The 15,765-nt window shown below is 72.5% G+C and carries 14 protein-coding genes and 1 tRNA gene; 4 read left to right on the forward strand and 11 right to left on the reverse strand.

Annotation, left to right across the window (positions count from 1 at the left end):
- Position 1: 1 nt before the first annotated feature.
- The 6 genes from topA to OF852_RS07945 all read right to left on the reverse strand — a co-directional run bounded on the left by topA (position 2) and on the right by OF852_RS07945 (position 5,872).
- Entirely contained in the window at positions 2 to 2,689 is a 2,688-nt protein-coding gene (topA, locus tag OF852_RS07920; RefSeq protein WP_271118632.1) for a type I DNA topoisomerase, read from the reverse strand.
- Positions 2,690 to 2,835: 146 nt separating this feature from the next.
- The gene (locus tag OF852_RS07925; protein WP_271118633.1) at positions 2,836 to 3,150 is read right to left on the reverse strand and encodes an Rv3654c family TadE-like protein; all 315 of its coding nucleotides are present in this window, start codon (positions 3,148 to 3,150) and stop codon (positions 2,836 to 2,838) included.
- Positions 3,147 to 3,515: a TadE family type IV pilus minor pilin gene (locus OF852_RS07930; RefSeq protein ID WP_271118634.1), complete on the reverse strand. Its 369-nt coding sequence runs from the start codon at positions 3,513 to 3,515 to the stop codon at positions 3,147 to 3,149. Before OF852_RS07930 ends, OF852_RS07925 begins: the two co-directional genes overlap by 4 nt.
- On the reverse strand, positions 3,512 to 3,736 hold the full coding sequence (locus OF852_RS07935) for a DUF4244 domain-containing protein (protein ID WP_271118635.1): 225 nt from the start codon (positions 3,734 to 3,736) through the stop codon (positions 3,512 to 3,514). Before OF852_RS07935 ends, OF852_RS07930 begins: the two co-directional genes overlap by 4 nt.
- A gap of 100 nt (positions 3,737 to 3,836) precedes the next feature.
- Positions 3,837 to 4,805: a type II secretion system F family protein gene (locus OF852_RS07940; protein ID WP_271118636.1), complete on the reverse strand. Its 969-nt coding sequence runs from the start codon at positions 4,803 to 4,805 to the stop codon at positions 3,837 to 3,839.
- Complete coding sequence (locus tag OF852_RS07945) at positions 4,802 to 5,872, reverse strand: TadA family conjugal transfer-associated ATPase (RefSeq protein WP_271118637.1); 1,071 nt, start codon at positions 5,870 to 5,872, stop codon at positions 4,802 to 4,804. The genes OF852_RS07940 and OF852_RS07945 overlap by 4 nt, the downstream gene beginning before the upstream one ends.
- A 439-nt stretch (positions 5,873 to 6,311) precedes the next feature.
- Between OF852_RS07945 and acs the strand changes: the two genes are divergently transcribed.
- Positions 6,312 to 8,270, forward strand: a complete 1,959-nt coding sequence (acs, locus tag OF852_RS07950) for an acetate--CoA ligase (protein WP_271118638.1) — start codon at positions 6,312 to 6,314, stop codon at positions 8,268 to 8,270.
- Between the two features lie 80 nt (positions 8,271 to 8,350).
- Here acs and OF852_RS07955 read toward each other — a convergent pair whose 3' ends face one another.
- Both OF852_RS07955 and OF852_RS07960 read right to left on the reverse strand, forming a co-directional pair.
- A complete protein-coding gene (locus OF852_RS07955; RefSeq protein WP_271118639.1) occupies positions 8,351 to 8,812 on the reverse strand; it encodes a RidA family protein in 462 nt (153 codons plus the stop codon).
- Positions 8,809 to 8,973 (reverse strand): hypothetical protein, encoded by a 165-nt coding sequence (locus OF852_RS07960; protein ID WP_271118640.1) that lies wholly within the window; start codon positions 8,971 to 8,973, stop codon positions 8,809 to 8,811. Before OF852_RS07960 ends, OF852_RS07955 begins: the two co-directional genes overlap by 4 nt.
- 53 nt (positions 8,974 to 9,026) lie before the next feature.
- Here OF852_RS07960 and OF852_RS07965 point away from each other — a divergent pair, with 53 nt between their 5' ends.
- The 3 genes from OF852_RS07965 (at position 9,027) to OF852_RS07975 (ending at position 12,653) form a co-directional block, all read left to right on the forward strand.
- Positions 9,027 to 11,564: a transglycosylase domain-containing protein gene (locus tag OF852_RS07965; protein WP_271118641.1), complete on the forward strand. Its 2,538-nt coding sequence runs from the start codon at positions 9,027 to 9,029 to the stop codon at positions 11,562 to 11,564.
- 25 nt (positions 11,565 to 11,589) lie between these two features.
- The gene (locus tag OF852_RS07970) at positions 11,590 to 12,549 is read left to right on the forward strand and encodes a metallophosphoesterase (protein ID WP_271118642.1); all 960 of its coding nucleotides are present in this window, start codon (positions 11,590 to 11,592) and stop codon (positions 12,547 to 12,549) included.
- A 27-nt stretch (positions 12,550 to 12,576) separates the two neighbouring features.
- Positions 12,577 to 12,653: transfer RNA gene (locus OF852_RS07975), tRNA-Pro, on the forward strand.
- A 393-nt stretch (positions 12,654 to 13,046) separates the two neighbouring features.
- On the opposite strand, the gene OF852_RS07980 is transcribed toward OF852_RS07975, so the two are convergent.
- From OF852_RS07980 to OF852_RS07990, 3 genes are read right to left on the reverse strand one after another with little or no spacing between them, the layout of a single operon-like run.
- A complete protein-coding gene (locus OF852_RS07980) occupies positions 13,047 to 13,712 on the reverse strand; it encodes a thymidine kinase (RefSeq protein WP_271118643.1) in 666 nt (221 codons plus the stop codon).
- The gene (locus OF852_RS07985) at positions 13,713 to 14,438 is read right to left on the reverse strand and encodes a response regulator transcription factor (RefSeq protein ID WP_271118644.1); all 726 of its coding nucleotides are present in this window, start codon (positions 14,436 to 14,438) and stop codon (positions 13,713 to 13,715) included.
- A gap of 47 nt (positions 14,439 to 14,485) precedes the next feature.
- Positions 14,486 to 15,604 (reverse strand): Rv2578c family radical SAM protein, encoded by a 1,119-nt coding sequence (locus OF852_RS07990; protein ID WP_271118645.1) that lies wholly within the window; start codon positions 15,602 to 15,604, stop codon positions 14,486 to 14,488.
- Between the last annotated feature and the right edge of the window lie 161 nt (positions 15,605 to 15,765).

The following is a 15,765-nucleotide window of genomic DNA, read 5'->3' on the forward strand; positions in this document are numbered from 1 at the left end:
GTCACTTCTTCTTCGCGGCGGTGCTGCGCTTCGCGGGCGCCTTCTTGGCGGGCGCCTTGCGCTTCACCGGCCCCTTCGCGCGCTTGTCGGCGAGCAGCTGGACGGCGCGGTCGAAGTCGACCGCCTCGACGTCCTCGCCGCGCGGGATCGTCGCATTCGTGATCCCGTCGGTGACGTAGGGGCCGAAGCGGCCGTCGCGCACCCGGATCGGCTTGCCGCTCTCGGGGTCGGCGTCGAACTCCTTGAGGGCACTCGATGCGCGCTTCGCGCCGTACTTCGGCTGCGCGAGCAGCGCGAGGGCGCCGGCGAGGTCGAGCTCGAAGATCTGGTCCTCGCTCTCGAGGGAGCGCGTCTCGGAGCCCTTCTTGAGGTAGGCGCCGTAGCGGCCGTTCTGCGTGGTGATGTCGTCGCCCGACTCCGGATCCTGGCCGACGACGCGCGGCAGCGCGAGGAGGCGGATCGCGGTGTCGAAGTCGACCGTCGCCGGGTCCATGGACTTGAAGAGGGATGCGGTGCGCGGCTTCGGCGCGGCCTCCTTCTTCTTGCGGCTCGGCTTGGGCGCCTCCTCCGCGACCTCGGGCTCCGGCTCGAGCTCGGTGACGTAGGGGCCGAAGCGGCCGTCCTTCACGACGATCTGCTTGCCGCTGTCGGGGTCGGTGCCGAGCACCCGATCGCCGACGACGGGCGCGTCGATGAGCTCGCGCGCCTTCGCGGGCGTGAGCTCGTCGGGGGCCAGCTCCTCGGGGATGTTCACGCGCCGCGGGGTCTCGCCCTCGGGCGCCGGCACCTCGAGGTACGGGCCGTACTTCCCGATGCGGAGGGTGATGTCGTCGGCGATGCGGATCGAGTTGATGTCGCGCGCGTCGATCTCGCCGAGGTTGTCGATGACGTTGCGGAGGCCGCGGTGCCCGGCGCCGCCGAAGTAGAAGCCTTTCAGCCACTCGACGCGATCCTCGCCGCCGCCCGCGATGCGATCGAGGTCGTCCTCCATGCTCGCGGTGAAGTCGTACTGCACGAGGTCGCCGAAGTACTCCTCGAGGAGCCGGACGACGCTGAAGGCGATCCAGCTCGGCACGAGCGCGGTGCCGCGGGGGGTGACGTAGCCGCGGTCGACGATCGTCGAGATGATGGCCGCGTAGGTCGAGGGCCGCCCGATGCCGAGCTCCTCGAGCGTCTTGACGAGGCTCGCCTCCGTGTAGCGGGGCGGCGGGCTCGTCTCGTGCCCCTTGGCCTCCACCTCGCGGAGCACCAGGCTCTGGCCCTCGGCGAGCTGCGGCAGGCGCTCCTCGCGGGCCTCGGGGGCGCTTTCGCGCTCCTCGTCGCGACCCTCCTCGTAGGCGGCGAGGAAGCCGCGGAAGGTGATGACGGTGCCGGAGGCGGTCAGCTCGGCCTCGCCCGCGTCAGCCGTCTTCGCCTGGATGGTGACGGTCGCGGTGGAGCCGCGCGCGTCGGCCATCTGCGAGGCGACGGTCCGCTTCCAGATGAGGTCGTAGAGCTTGAAGTCGTTGCCGCGCAGCGTGCCGCTGAGCTCGGACGGGGTCTTGAAGACGTCGCCCGCGGGGCGGATCGCCTCGTGCGCCTCCTGCGCGTTCTTGGACTTGCCGGCGTAGGCGCGCGGCTTCTCGGGCACGGTCTCCGCGCCGTAGAGGCGAGCGGCCTGCGAGCGCGCCGCGTCGATCGCCTGCTTCGAGAGCGAGGGCGAGTCGGTGCGCATGTAGGTGATGTGCCCGTTCTCGTAGAGGGCCTGCGCGACGCTCATGGTCTGGCGGGCGGAGAAGCGGAGCTTGCGGGCGGCCTCCTGCTGGAGCGTGGAGGTCGTGAAGGGCGCGGCCGGTCGGCGGGTGTAGGGCTTCGACTCGACGCTCGCGACGGTCACCGTGGTCGACTCGGCGCGGAGCGCGGACGCGAGCGTCTCGGCGGCCGCCTCGTCGAGGGCGACCGCGTCGCTCTTCAGCGCGCCGCGGTCGTCGAAGTCGCGACCGGTCGCGATGCGGCGCCCGTCGAGGCGCGCGAGACGCGCCTGGAACCCCGCCGCGCCCTCCTCGGCCGAGGTGCCGAGCTCGGTGGAGAGATCCCAGTAGACGGCGGAGACGAAGGCGAGGCGCTCGCGCTCGCGGTCGACGACGAGACGGGTCGCGGCGGACTGCACGCGCCCCGCGGAGAGGCCCGGCCCGACCTTGCGCCAGAGCACCGGCGAGACCTCGTAGCCGTAGAGGCGGTCGAGGATGCGGCGGGTCTCCTGCGCGTCGACGAGGGCCGTGTCGAGCTCGCGAGTGTTCTCCTGCGCGCGCTGGATGGCCTCCTTCGTGATCTCGTGGAAGACCATGCGCTTGACCGGCACCTTGGGCTTCAGCACCTCGAGGAGGTGCCACGCGATGGCTTCGCCCTCGCGGTCCTCATCCGTCGCGAGGTAGAGCTCGTCGGCCTCCTTCAGCGCCTTCTTGAGGTCGGTGACGGTGCGCTTCTTCTCGTCGCTCACGACGTAGTACGGCTGGAACCCGTTGTCGACATCGATCGAGAACTTGCCGAGCGAGCCCTTCTTGAGCTCGGCCGGGAGGTTCTTCGGCTCGACGAGGTCGCGGATGTGGCCGACGGAGGCCTGGACCTCGTAGCCGTCGCCGAGGTACTGGGCGATCGTCTTGGCCTTCGCCGGCGACTCGACGATGACGAGCTTCTTGGTGGCAGGCACCCCGCTCCTCTTCCTTGCGTAGAGGTGATCCCGCGGCGTCGAGGGCCGCTCGGGATGGACGAGTGGAGCGCGGAGCCCCGGCCTCATCGCGTTCCGAGGCACACCATACACAGTCGCGCCGTCAGTCTGCTCCGGCGCCGCGGCGCTCACGGCGCCTGCCCCGCGGTCGACCGCGCGCGGACCGCGAGGCCCGCGACGGCGCCCTCGACCAGCACGGTCGCGTCGACGCCGTCGACCCCGCACCCGAGCAGCCTGGCGCCGTTCGCGGCGGCGACCCGCGCCGCGAGCTCGCACGGCGCGCCGGCGACGAGGCCCGAGGCGCCGTCGGCCGCGGCGAGCGCGGCGGCGTCGGCGGCGCCGATGACACGCTGCCGCTCGGCGGAGACGGCGCCCGCACCCGTCACCGCGACGGCCCCGATGCCGAGCGCCGCGACGATCGCGGCGCTCGCGACGGCGCTCATCGCCCCGCCTCGAGGGCGCAGCCGCGCGCGCTGAGCGGCACCGTCCGGAGGCCGAGCACGGGTGCCGCGACCACGACCTCGACGCACTGCATCCCCCCGCCGGACGCCCCGCCGCGCACACTCGCTCCGGGCACGTGCCGCGCGGCGACCGCCGCCGCGTGCGCCGCACCCTCGCCGCGCGCGAGGCTCCGTGCCGAGTCCGCGGCCGCATCCGCGAGCCGCACCCGGGTCGCCGCGAGCTGGAGTGCCGCGAGGACGACGACGAGCAGCGCCACCACCGCGGGCAGCACCACGGCGAGCTCGACGGTCGCGCTGCCGCGCTCGCCTCGCGCGCGGAGCCCCGCAACCCGTCTCCGGCGCGTCATCCGGCGACGCTCAGCGCGCGGGTGACGAGGTCCGCGAGCGCGGCGCGGACCTCGCCCGAGCGCAGGATCGCGACGAGCAGCCCCGCGAAGCCGACGGCCGCCATGATCGTGACCGCGTACTCGGCCGTCGCGGCGCCGCGCTCGTCGGCGGCCGCGGCGCCCAGAGCGCGAAGAGGCGGAAGGGTGCACCGGGCGCCGCCCGTGCGTCGTGCAGAGGTCATGTCGTTCCTCTTTCTCTTGATGGGGCGCCCGGTGCTGCATGCGAGCCTGCCGTGCCGGGAGCGCGGGCCGGGCCGCCGCCGGTCGAGTTGTGGATGCCGCTCACCAGAGCTCGCCTGTGGAGGAGAGGAGCGCGAGGACGACGGGGGCGACGCCCAGCGCGATGAACGACGGCAGCACGCAGAGCCCGAGCGGCAGCATGAGCCGCGCCCCGAGCTGCGCGGCGACGCCGCGAGCCCGCGAGCGGGCGCGGCGCCGCCCCGCGGCCGCCTCGCCGCGCAGCAGCGACCCGACCGGGATGCCGGCCGCGGCGGCGAGCTCCAGCAGCGCCTCGAGCTCGCGACGCTCGCCCTCGTCCGGCCCCGGCAGCCCCGCCTCGCGCAGCGTCGACGTCACACGGTCGGCGATCCGGTCGGGCGCAGCGCCCCCCGATGCCGCGATCGCCGCGAGCTCGAGCGGAAGTCCGGGCAATCCGGCCGACCGGCTCGCCTCGGCGACGAGCCGCGACATCCAGCCTCGGCCGGCGAGGAGGAGGCCGGAGCCCGCGAGCGCGCACGCCCAGCCGGCCGGGCCCGAGACGAGTGCGCCGAGCGCATCGATGCCGAGCGCGCCCGCGAGCAGCAGGCCGAGCGGCGGCATCGCGAGCACGATGCGCGCCGATGACCGCGGGCCGGCGAGCGCCGCCTCGATCTCGCGAGCCGCATCCCCCAGATCGCGCAGCGCCTCGGCGAGCGCCCGCAGCGAGGCGGCCATGGGCGCGCCGAGCTCGGCGACGAGCCGCCAGCACGCCGCGAGCGGGAGCCAGTCGAGCCGCGAGAGCTCCCCCGCCGAGCCGGGCGCGACCGCCGCCTCGACGGCCGCGGGGATGCCGACCGGTGAGCGGAGTCCGGCCGCGACCTCGCGGGCCACGGCCGATCGCGTCGACGCCGCCGCGTGACCCCACGCCGAGACGGGCGCGATCCCCGCGTCGAGGAGGACCGCGAGCCGCTCGACGACCTCGGCCGCGGCATCGGCCTCCGCACCCCGCGGGGCGGCGCGACGACCCTGTCCGCGCCTCGACGCGCGGCTCATGCGGCGACCGCCCGCAGCCGCCCGCCGCCGTCGAGCTCGAGCCGTCCGATCGCGGCGAGGCGCCGCGTCCCGGCGCGACGCTCGAGGTGCAGCACGACGTCGATCGCGCTCGCGACCTGGCGAGCCAGCGCCAGCGGGTCGAGCCCGGCGAGTGCGCCGAGCGCCTCGAGCCGAGCCGGCACGTCCTCGAGCGAGTTCGCGTGGATCGTGCCCGCCCCGCCGTCGTGGCCGGTGTTGAGGGCGGCGAGCAGCTCGCGGAGCTCGGCGCCGCGGCACTCGCCGAGGACGAGGCGGTCGGGCCGCATCCGCAGCGCCTCGCGCACCAGACGCTCGAGCGGCACGAGACCCGCGCCCTCCGTGTTCGCCTGCCGCGCCTCGAGCGCGACGACGTGATCGTGCTCGGGGCGCAGCTCCGCGACGTCCTCGATGAGCACGATGCGCTCGCCGGCGGGAGCCGCCGAGAGCATGGCGCCGAGGAGCGTCGTCTTGCCGCTGCCGCCCGCACCCGAGATGAGCGCGTTGCGCCGGGCCGCCACGATCTCCTGCACACGCGCCAGGTCGTCCGGCGCGAACAGGCCGAGCGCGTCGAGGTCGTCGAGCGTGGGCCGGACTCGACCGGGGATGCGGATCGAGATCGCGGGACCCCCGCGCGCGACGGGTGGGAGCGCCGCGTGGACCCGGAGCCCGCCCCCGAGGCGGACGTCGACACACGGCGCGAGCTCGTCGATGTGGCGGCCTCCCGCCGACACGAGCTCGACCGCGAGGCGCCGCGCCGCGTCGGGCGGGATGCGGAGACCGGGGACGGCCAGGACGCCCGCGCCGCGGTCGACCCAGACCGCCCCGTCCGGGTTGAGGAACACGTCGGTCGCCGCGCGGTCGAGGACGTGCGGGGCGAGCGGGCCGAGGACCCGGGCGAGCCCGGCGGGGACGCCCTCGACGCCGCTCGCGCCGGCCGCCGGCGCCGGGGGCGCGCCGCTCCGACCGGCTGCCGCGGCCGGCGCGCCGGGAGGCGGCACGGCCGCGAAGGGCGCATCGCCGCCAGGCGGGTCGGGATCCGGCTGCTGCATGCGAGGAGCCTGCCGGGTGCGGGGCGGCGGGAGCGCCGGGTCGGCGGCGGATGTGCATCGATCCGCAGGAAGCGCACCTGTGGAGGAGGGGCGCGCCGAGCGCTGCCGGAACCCGCCTTGAACGGAACCCGCCTTAAACGAAGAGGGGCGGCGCCTATTGGGGGGAACAGGCGCCGCCACTGCAACGCTTGGATTGGGGGGAATCGCGAAACGCTGCGGGCCGAGGTCGCCCTCGGCTGAGTCGAGTGTACTCCAAACGGGGGACGTCGCAACGGGTGATTCCGCCCGGGATCCGCGCGGACCCGGCGACTTCGCGCCGCCCTCCGGCGTCCCCCGGGCGGGATGCCGTCGGGCGTGGCTAGGATCGGTGCTCAAGACCATTGCCGCTCTTCGCGACGAACCAGGCACGTTCGCGGAATCGACCGAGGATACGACCTCCATGAATTCGATCGACAGCCTGCTCCACGAGGACCGCCGCTTCCCGCCGACCCCCGAGTTCGCCGCCTCCGCGGTCGCCGGGCCGGAGCTCGCGGAGGCCGCCGCGGCCGACCGCCTGCAGTTCTGGGCGGACCAGTCGCGCGAGCTCCTCCACTGGCATCGGCCCTTCACCCAGACGCTCGACTGGACCCAGGCGCCCTTCGCGAAGTGGTTCGCCGACGGGCAGCTCAACGTCGCCTACAACTGCCTCGACCGCCACGTCCTCGCCGGGAACGGCGACCGCGTCGCGATCCACTGGGAGGGCGAGCCGGGCGACACCCGCACCATCACCTACGCCGAGCTCACCGCCGAGGTGAAGAAGGCGGCGAACCTGCTCGCGAGCCTCGGCATCCGGCGCGGCGACCGCGTCGCGATCTACCTGCCGATGATCCCCGAGGCCGTCATCTCGATGCTCGCCATCGCGCGCATCGGCGCCGTGCACTCCGTCGTGTTCGGCGGCTTCAGCGCAGACAGCCTCCGCTCCCGCATCGACGACGCGGAGGCGAAGCTCGTCATCACCGCCGACGGCGGCTGGCGCAAGGGCAAGGTTTTCCCGCTCAAGAAGACGGTCGACCAGGCCGTCACCGAGACGAGCGTCGAGCACGTGCTCGTCGTGCGCCGCGGCGAGAACGAGGTCGACTGGACCGAGGGCCGCGACCTGTGGTGGCACGAGGAGATCGCGACCATGGACGCGGAGCACGAGGCGGAGGCCTTCGACGCCGAGAACCCGCTCTTCATCCTCTACACCTCGGGCACGACGGGGAAGCCGAAGGGCATCCTCCACACGAGCGGCGGGTACCTCACGCAGACCGCCTACACGCACAAGAACGTCTTCGACCTCCACCCGGAGACCGACGTCTACTGGTGCACGGCGGACATCGGATGGGTCACCGGCCACAGCTACGTCGTCTACGGCCCGCTCGCGAACGGCGCCACCCAGGTGCTCTACGAGGGCACCCCGGAGTTCCCGGAGCCGGGCCGCTGGTGGCAGCTCGTCGAGAAGTACAAGGTGTCGATCTTCTACACGGCGCCGACCGCGATCCGCTCCTTCATGAAGCAGGGACGCCAGATCCCCCAGGCCTCCGACCTCTCCTCGATCCGCGTGCTCGGCTCGGTGGGCGAGCCGATCAACCCCGAGGCCTGGATCTGGTACCGCGACATCATCGGCGGCGGCACGGCCCCCATCGTCGACACCTGGTGGCAGACGGAGACGGGCGCGATCATGATCAGCCCCCTCCCGGGTCTCACCGCGACGAAGCCCGGCAGCGCGCAGGTCGCGCTCCCCGGGATCTCGATCGACGTGCTCGACGACGACGGCGCGGCCGTCGAGAAGGGCCAGGGCGGCCTCCTCGTCGTCACCGAGCCGTGGCCGAGCATGCTCCGCGGCATCTGGGGCGACCCGGAGCGGTTCATCGAGACGTACTGGGAGAAGTTCGACAAGCCGGGTGCCCGACGCCGCATGTACTTCGCGGGCGACGGCGCGCGGAAGGACGAGGACGGCGACATCTGGCTCCTCGGCCGCGTCGATGACGTGATGAACGTCTCCGGCCACCGCCTCTCGACCGCCGAGATCGAGTCGGCGCTCGTCTCGCATCCCTTCGTCGCGGAGGCCGCCGTCGTCGGCGCCGCCGACGAGACCACGGGGCAGGCGGTCGTCGCCTTCGTCATCGTGAAGGCGAGCCAGGCGGATGTCGCGACCGCCGATGAGGCGAGCTCCATCCTGCGTGCGCACGTCGCCGAGCAGATCGGCGCGATCGCGCGCCCGCGGCAGGTCTACGTCGTGAACGAGCTGCCGAAGACGCGCTCCGGCAAGATCATGCGGCGGCTGCTGCGCGACGTCGCGGAGGGGCGCGAGATCGGCGACACGACGACGCTCGCCGACACGACCGTCATGCAGATCATCACCGACAAGCTCAAGTAGCGCGCCGGACACCTGCGGCGCGCGGGGGACGGCCGGATACAGCCGTCCCCCGCGCAGCAGACATGTCTATCGAGGCGCGGTCAGGCGAACTCGAGGACGAGCTCCACCTCGACGGGCACGTCGAGCGGGAGGACCGCGACGCCGACCGCGCTGCGGGCGTGCCGGCCGGCATCCCCGAAGACCTCGCCCAGCAGCTCCGAGGCGCCGTTCACGACGCCGGGCTGCCCGCTGAAGGCCGGGTCGGATGCGACGAAGCCGGTGACCTTGACGACGCGCGTCACGCGGTCGAGCGAGCCGATCACGGAGGCCGCGGCGGCGAGTCCGTTGAGCACGCAGATCGCGGCCAGCTCCTTCGCGCGCTCGGGGCTCACGCCCGCGCCGACCTTGCCGGTCTCCGCGACCTGACCGTCCACGAGCGGGATCTGCCCCGCCGTGAAGACGAGGTTCCCGCTGACGACCGCGGGGAGGTACGCGCCCGCGGGGGCCGCGACGCCGGGGAGCTCGAGCCCGAGCTCCGCGAGCCGCGCCTCGACCGCGCTCACGCCGAGACCTCGCCCGAGGGGCGCTTGAGGTAGGCGACGAGCCCGCCCTCGGGGCCCTGCACGACCTGCACGAGCTCCCAGCCCTGCGCGCCCCAGTTGTTGAGGATCGCGGTCGTGTTGTGGACGATCAGGGGGGTCGTCGTGTACTCCCAGGTCTGCATCGTTGGGCTTCCATTCAGCTCGGCGGATGGGGTCTTCGCGTACCCTACTGTCTATGTCTGCCCAGAAGAAGACGGCCTCGAGCCTCATCGGCGCGGCGCTCGGAGCCATCGGCTTCTCCGCACTCGCCGGCCTGCTCGTGACCGTGATGGTCGCCCCCGCCATCGCCGTGACCGGCATCACCGCCAACGCGACGATCGGCATCTTCGACGGCCTCCCCGAGTACATCCAGCTGGGCCAGCAGAAGCAGCGCAACGAGATCCGCATCAAGAAGGGCAACGGCAGCCAGCGGATCGCCACCATCTACGACCAGAACCGCGAGGAGATCCCGCTCGACAAGATGAGCGACTACCTCAAGTTCGCCGCCATCTCGGGTGAGGACCGCCGCTTCTACGAGCACAACGGCGTCGACCCGAACTCGGTCGCCCGCGCGGCCGTCGGCCTCGTCGGCGGCTCCTCGGACTCCGGCGGCGCCTCGACCCTCACGATGCAGACCGTGCGCAACATCCTCGTCCTCGAGGCCTTCAACGACGAGACGCTCAGCGAGGAGGAGAGCATCCAGGCCCAGCAGGAGGCACTCGAGCCGACCGCGGGCCGCAAGCTGCGCGAGATGAAGCTCGCGATCGGGCTCGAGAAGGCCTACTCGAAGGACGAGATCCTCGCCGGCTACCTCAACATCGCGAACTTCGGCGCGAACACCTACGGCGTGCAGGCCGCCGCGCAGCAGTACTTCTCCACGACCGCCGCGAAGCTCACCCCGGCTCAGGCCGCGAGCCTCATCGCGATCGTCCAGTACCCGAACGCGCGCAGCCTCGACAACCCCGAGAACTTCGAGCGCAACCAGATCCGCCGCGACTTCATCCTCAAGGCGATGTTCAAGGACGACCACCTCACGCAGGAGGAGCTCGACGAGGCCATCGCGACGCCGGTGGACGAGAAGTTCCTCAAGCTCAACAAGCCCTCCAACGGCTGTTTCGCCGCGAAGAAGAACTACCAGTGGTTCTGCGACTACGTCGTCAACTCCGTCAAGGACCTCGAGGCGCTCGGTAAGACCCCCGAGGAGCGCCTCCAGAACTGGAAGTTCGGCGGCTACACCCTCTACGGCACCCTCAGCGCCGGCATCCAGGACACCGCCCGGGGCGTCACCCGGCAGTACGCCGACCCGAACGCCGCGACCTTCAACCTCGGCGCGGCCGCCGTGACCGTCCAGACGGGCACCGGCCGCATCCTCGCCATGGCGCAGAACCGCGACTTCGACAACCGCGAGAAGGCCGCCAAGGGCACCACGGCCGTCAACTACACGGCCGATCAGCGCTACGGCGGCTCACGCGGCTTCCAGCCGGGCTCGACCTACAAGCCCTACACCCTGCTCGCCTGGCTGGATGCCGGCCGCGGTGTCAACGAGGGCTTCAACGCCGGCATCACGACGCTGAACCAGGCCGACTTCGCCGACCGCTGCAACGGCCCGTGGGGCGGCGAGTACAAGTTCCGCAACGACGCCTACGAGACCGGCCGCTACACCGGCGTCTCGGGCACCGCCGCCTCCATCAACTCCGTCTTCCTCCAGATGGCCTCCAAGATCGACCAGTGCGACATCCGCGACATCGCCCGCTCGATCGGCGTGCACCGCGCCGACGGCAAGGCGGACGGCTCCGATCTCTACACGATGCCGTCCTGCGTCATCGGCGGCTGCGACAACACCGTCTCGCCGATGACCCAGGCCGCCGCCTATGCGGCCATCGCGAACAAGGGCATCTACTGCAAGCCGATCGCCGTCGACAAGGTCGTCGGACCGGACGAGGAGGAGCTCCCGGGCCAGGATGCGGGATGCCACCAGGCCATCCGCCCCGAGGTCGCCAACACCGCGGCCTATGCGATGCAGCAGGTGATGGGCGGCACGGCCGCGGCGTCCAACCCGAACGACGGCACGCCCTACATCGGCAAGACGGGCACGACCGACAACTCGGTCCACACCTGGATGGTCGGCTCCTCGACCCGCGCCGCGACCGCCGTCTGGGTGGGCAACACCCGCGGCAAGCAGCCGCTGCGCCAGGCGGCCGTCAACGGCAACAGCGCCGCGCTCCTGCGTCACTACATCTTCCGGCCCATCGCGCAGCGCATCGACGCCTCGCTCCCCGGCACCGCCTTCCCGGGCGCGTCGTCCGAGCTGCTCAACGGCCAGCCGACCTTCGTGCCCGACGTCCTCGGATCCACCGTCGACCAGGCCCGCGGCGTCATCCAGAACGCGGAGCTCAGCATGAAGGACGGCGGCGGCGTCGCCTCCGACCAGCCGGTCGGCACCATCGTCCGGCAGGAGCCCGCCTCGGGCGCCTCCGTGCCGAAGGGCAGCATCGTCACCGTCTTCCGCTCCAACGGGAAGGGCGCGGAGGTGCCGGATGTCATCGGCCTGAGCTTCGAGGAGGCGAAGGCGAGATTCTCCGCCTTCGCGAACGTCGTCGAATCGTGTCAGTCCTCCGACGATCCGCTCGCCGACTCCGACCTCGACAAGGTCGTCAAGCAGGACCCGAAGGCGGGAGGCATGGCGAGCAACGACCGCACCGTCACGCTGACCGTGCGGCGGGCGGAATGCTGATCGCGCGCGATCGGCGGGTCCGACGATGAGCCCCCGGCGCGTCGTCGGCGGCGCCCTGGTCGGCGCCGCCGCCGCAGGGGCGGCGGCCTTCGCCTGGGGTGCGCTCGTCGAGCGGCGGCGCTTCCAGGTCCGCCACGAGGTGCTGCGCGTCCTCGAGCCCGGGTCGCGGGACGTCACGATCCTGCACCTCAGCGACCTGCACATGGCGCCCTGGCAGCACGACAAGCAGGACTTCGTGCGCTCGCTCGCCCGCTACGAGCCCGACCTCGTCATCGGCACCGGCGACAACCTCGGCCACGTCGACGGGCTCGCCGGACTCCGCGCCGCGCTCGACCCCTTCCGCGGGGTCGCCGGGGTGCACGTGCACGGCTCGAACGACTACTACGGGCCGGTGCTCAAGAACCCCTTCGGGTACTTCCTGCCCGACCGCCCCCTCAAGGTCAGCCCGCCCGACCTCGACGCGGAGGCGCTCGACGACTACCTCGAGGGCGAGCTCGGCTGGCTCCCCCTCGAGACGGAGGCGCACGCGATCGAGATCCGAGGCAACCGCTTCGAGTTCTTCGGCACCGGCGACGCCCACCGCGGCTGGGACGATCTGGTCGGCCTCCCCGGCCGCGTCGAGGAGATGCGCGAGGAGGTCGAGTGGTCCGAGGAGGGCTACGCGCCGGTGTTCCGCGTCGGCGTCACCCACGCCCCCTACCGCCGCGTGCTCGACGGGCTCACCACCCAGGGCGCCGACCTCATCGTCGCCGGGCACACGCACGGCGGGCAGGTCCGCATCCCCGGGCGGCCGGCCCTCGTCACCAACTGCGACATCCCCGCCGAGCAGGCGCAGGGCCTGAGCGTCTGGCGGCACGCCGGCTCGAGCGCCTTCCTCCAGGTCTCGGCAGGACTCGGCACCTCCATCTACGCACCCGTCCGATTCGCCTGCCCGCCCGAGGCGATCGTGCTGACGCTCACCGCCGCCGAAATCGGGTACGATTGACCGGTTGCCGTCAGGCGACAGCAGTATCGGGGTATGGCGCAGCTTGGTAGCGCGCGTCGTTCGGGACGACGAGGTCGCAGGTTCAAATCCTGTTACCCCGACCAGAGGCCAGGGCCCTCATTCGCTTCGCGAATGGGGGCTCTGGTCGTTCGTGCCTTCTGGTCTTCGACGCGCAGGCGCGTCGAAGACGTCGCTGATGGGCAGCCAGGTGGACGGGTCCTGAGGCGGGGTTCTGATCGTCTGCCTCCAGCGCGCCGACGGCGTCGCTGTTGGGAGATGAGCACGCGGCGCGCCCCGGCATGCGGCCTGCGACGACGCAGCCGCCCCCGACGGCGCAAGCTTTTGTGCGGCAGACGCGGGGCGGCGGCGGATGCGTTCGCGGCCGCTGGTCGGGCCTGGCGGGCGCCGCGACGCAGGAGCAGCGCGGGACGCGGACGCGGACGCATCCGCCGCCGCCCCGCACCCCCGCGAGGACCGAACCCACCCCCGCGAGGTCCTCAGGTGAAGTCGGCGTCGGGCTCGTCGCCGTACGCGAAGTCGATGCGGGGCCGCCAGGCGTTGTTGAGCGAGCCGCCCGACTCCTCCAGGTAGCACTGCCCGCACAGCGACTCGTACGTCACGTCGACCCCGTCGATCGCGACCTGCGCCCCGTCGAACACGAACTCGCCGTCGACGGTCCGCGCGTTGAAGATCGCCTTCCGCCCGCAGCGGCAGATCGTCTTCAGCTCCTCGAGCGAGTGGGCGACCTCGAGCAGGCGGCGGCTCCCCGGGAACGCGATCGTCTGGAAGTCGGTGCGGATGCCGTAGGCCAGCACCGGCACGTCCTCCATGATGGCGATGCGCAGCAGGTCGTCGACCTGCGTCTCGGAGAGGAACTGCACCTCGTCCATGAGGAGGCAGCTCACATCCCGCCCGGTGTCCCGGATGACCTTCTCGCGCTGGGCGGTGAACACCTGGTAGACGTCGTCTTCGGCGGTCACGGTGAAGTCGACGGGCCGGGTGACGCCGAGGCGGGAGACGATGGAGGCCTCGCCTTTGGAGTCGATGGCGGGCTTCGCGAGGAGCACGCGCTGTCCGCGCTCCTCGTAGTTGTACGCCGCCTGGAGCAGGGCGGTCGACTTGCCGCTGTTCATCGCGCCGTAGCGGAAGTAGAGCTTCGACATCTACTGCAGGTATCCGTCCTCGGCGGCTCGACGGATCAGCTCCGCCTTCTTGCCGGCCGGTCGCCCCACGCGGGCGTACTTCTCGCGCACCCGCCGCAGGTAGGTCTTCGCGGTCTCGTACTGGACGTTCATGTTCTCGGCGACGCCGGCCGTGCTGTGGCCGGCGACGTAGAGGCGCAGCGCCTCCTCCTCGCCGGGGCTGAGCCGCGGGCGGGCGTGCGCGGCGGCGCCACCGACGGGTAGCGGACGCCAGGAGCGCTCGGTCGGCTGCTCGCCCTGGAGGCCCATGACCCGGCGGGCGGCATCCATGACCTCGCTCATGGGCAGCGACTTGGAGAGGAAGTCGGCGGCACCGGCCGCGAGGGCGCGGTCGCGCGCCTCGCGGGTGTCGAGGCTGGTGAGGACGACGACCTTGGCGCCGGCGGCGCGGCAGGTGCGCACGCGGGCTTCGATGGAGACGGGCTCGTTGAGCTGGAAGTCGATGAAGACGAGGTCGGTGGGGAAGTTGGCGCTGTGGACGAGCTGCAGCCAGGTCGCCGCGACGAGGACGACCTCGAAGTCGCGCGCGTTGGCGCCGATCCACGTGGACAGCGCGTCGAGGAGGACCTCGTGGTCGTCGAGGATGGCGAGGCGGATGCGCCGCTCGGGCGTCTCGATGCCGTCCGCCGCCGTGCCCGGCAGCGCAGCCGACGCCGGGGGGCTCGACGCCGCATCGGACATGCTCATGCCCCTAAGCCTATTGCCGCGCACCGGCCGTCCACCCCGCGCGACGCTCAGAACAGGGTCGGCTGGAGCGCCGCCGCCGTCTCGGGTGCGAGCTCGGCGGCGAGCCGCGTCGCTCCGGCGCCGCTCCCCCGGCGCGCGCCGCCGGGCACGATCGCGCCGGCGCGGCCCTCCCGGCGCGCGGAGGAGCGCAGCGTGCCCGTGCCCTGCTCGAGCTCGGCGCGATCCAGCCCGTGCTTGCGGATGAGGGGGCGGATCCGCTGCGCGAGCCAGCGTCGGTACTCCTTCGGCGCGTAGACGGAGGTGCCGTAGAGCTCCGCGTAGCGCGGCACGAGATCGGGGTGCTCGCGCGCGAGCCAGTCGCGGAACCACTCCCGCACGCCGGGTCGCAGGTGCAGTGCCGAGTAGGCGACGCTCGTCGCGCCGGCCTCGGCGATCCGGCCGAGCGCCTCGTCGAGCGCGGCGCGGGAGTCGGTGAGGTGGGGCAGGACGGGCATGAGGAAGACGGCGCACCCGAGGCCCGCCTCCCGCAGGGCGCGCACGGTCGCGAGGCGCGCCGCCGTCGACGGGGTGCCCGGCTCGATGCTCGCCTGCAGCTCCGGATCGAAGACGGCGATGGACATCGAGACGTCGACGGGGACGCGCTCGGAGGCCTCCACGAGCAGCGGCAGGTCCCGCCGCAGCAGCGTGCCCTTCGTGAGGATGCTCAGCGGCGTGCCCGAGGCGGCGAGTGCTGCGACGATGCCCGGCATGAGCCGGTAGCGCCCCTCGGCGCGCTGGTAGGGGTCGGTGTTCGTGCCGAGGGCGACGGGATGCCGGCCCCAGCTCGGGCGGGCGAGCTCGCGCGCGAGGACCTCCGCGACGTTGACCTTCACGACCACCTGACTGTCGAAATCCCGCCCCGCATCGAGGTCGAGGTACTCGTGCGTGGGACGCGCGAAGCAGTAGACGCAGGCGTGCGAGCAGCCGCGGTAGGGATTGACCGTCCAGCCGAAGGGCAGGGCGCTCGCGCCGGGCACGCGGTTGAGCGCGCTCTTCGCGAGGATCTCGTGGAAGGTGACCCCCGCGAACTCGGGGGTCGAGACGGAGCGCACCACATTGCTCAGCCGCGCGAGCGGGGCCAGCGCCGAGACCGCCTCCGACTCGAGTGCCTGCCCGCTCCACCGCATGCGGACATTCGAACACATGTTCGAGCATCCGGCAAGCGACGAAACGGAACAGTGGACGATCGACCGTGCCGTCCGGAGCCGGCCCGCTCAGGCGTCAACCGTCCCGCGTGCTCGAGATGTGGGTTTCTCCGCGTTCGCACCGGGGATCCTCCGTGCGAATG

It is taken from the genome of Homoserinibacter sp. YIM 151385 (genome assembly GCF_027912415.1).
Taxonomy (GTDB): domain Bacteria; phylum Actinomycetota; class Actinomycetes; order Actinomycetales; family Microbacteriaceae; genus Schumannella.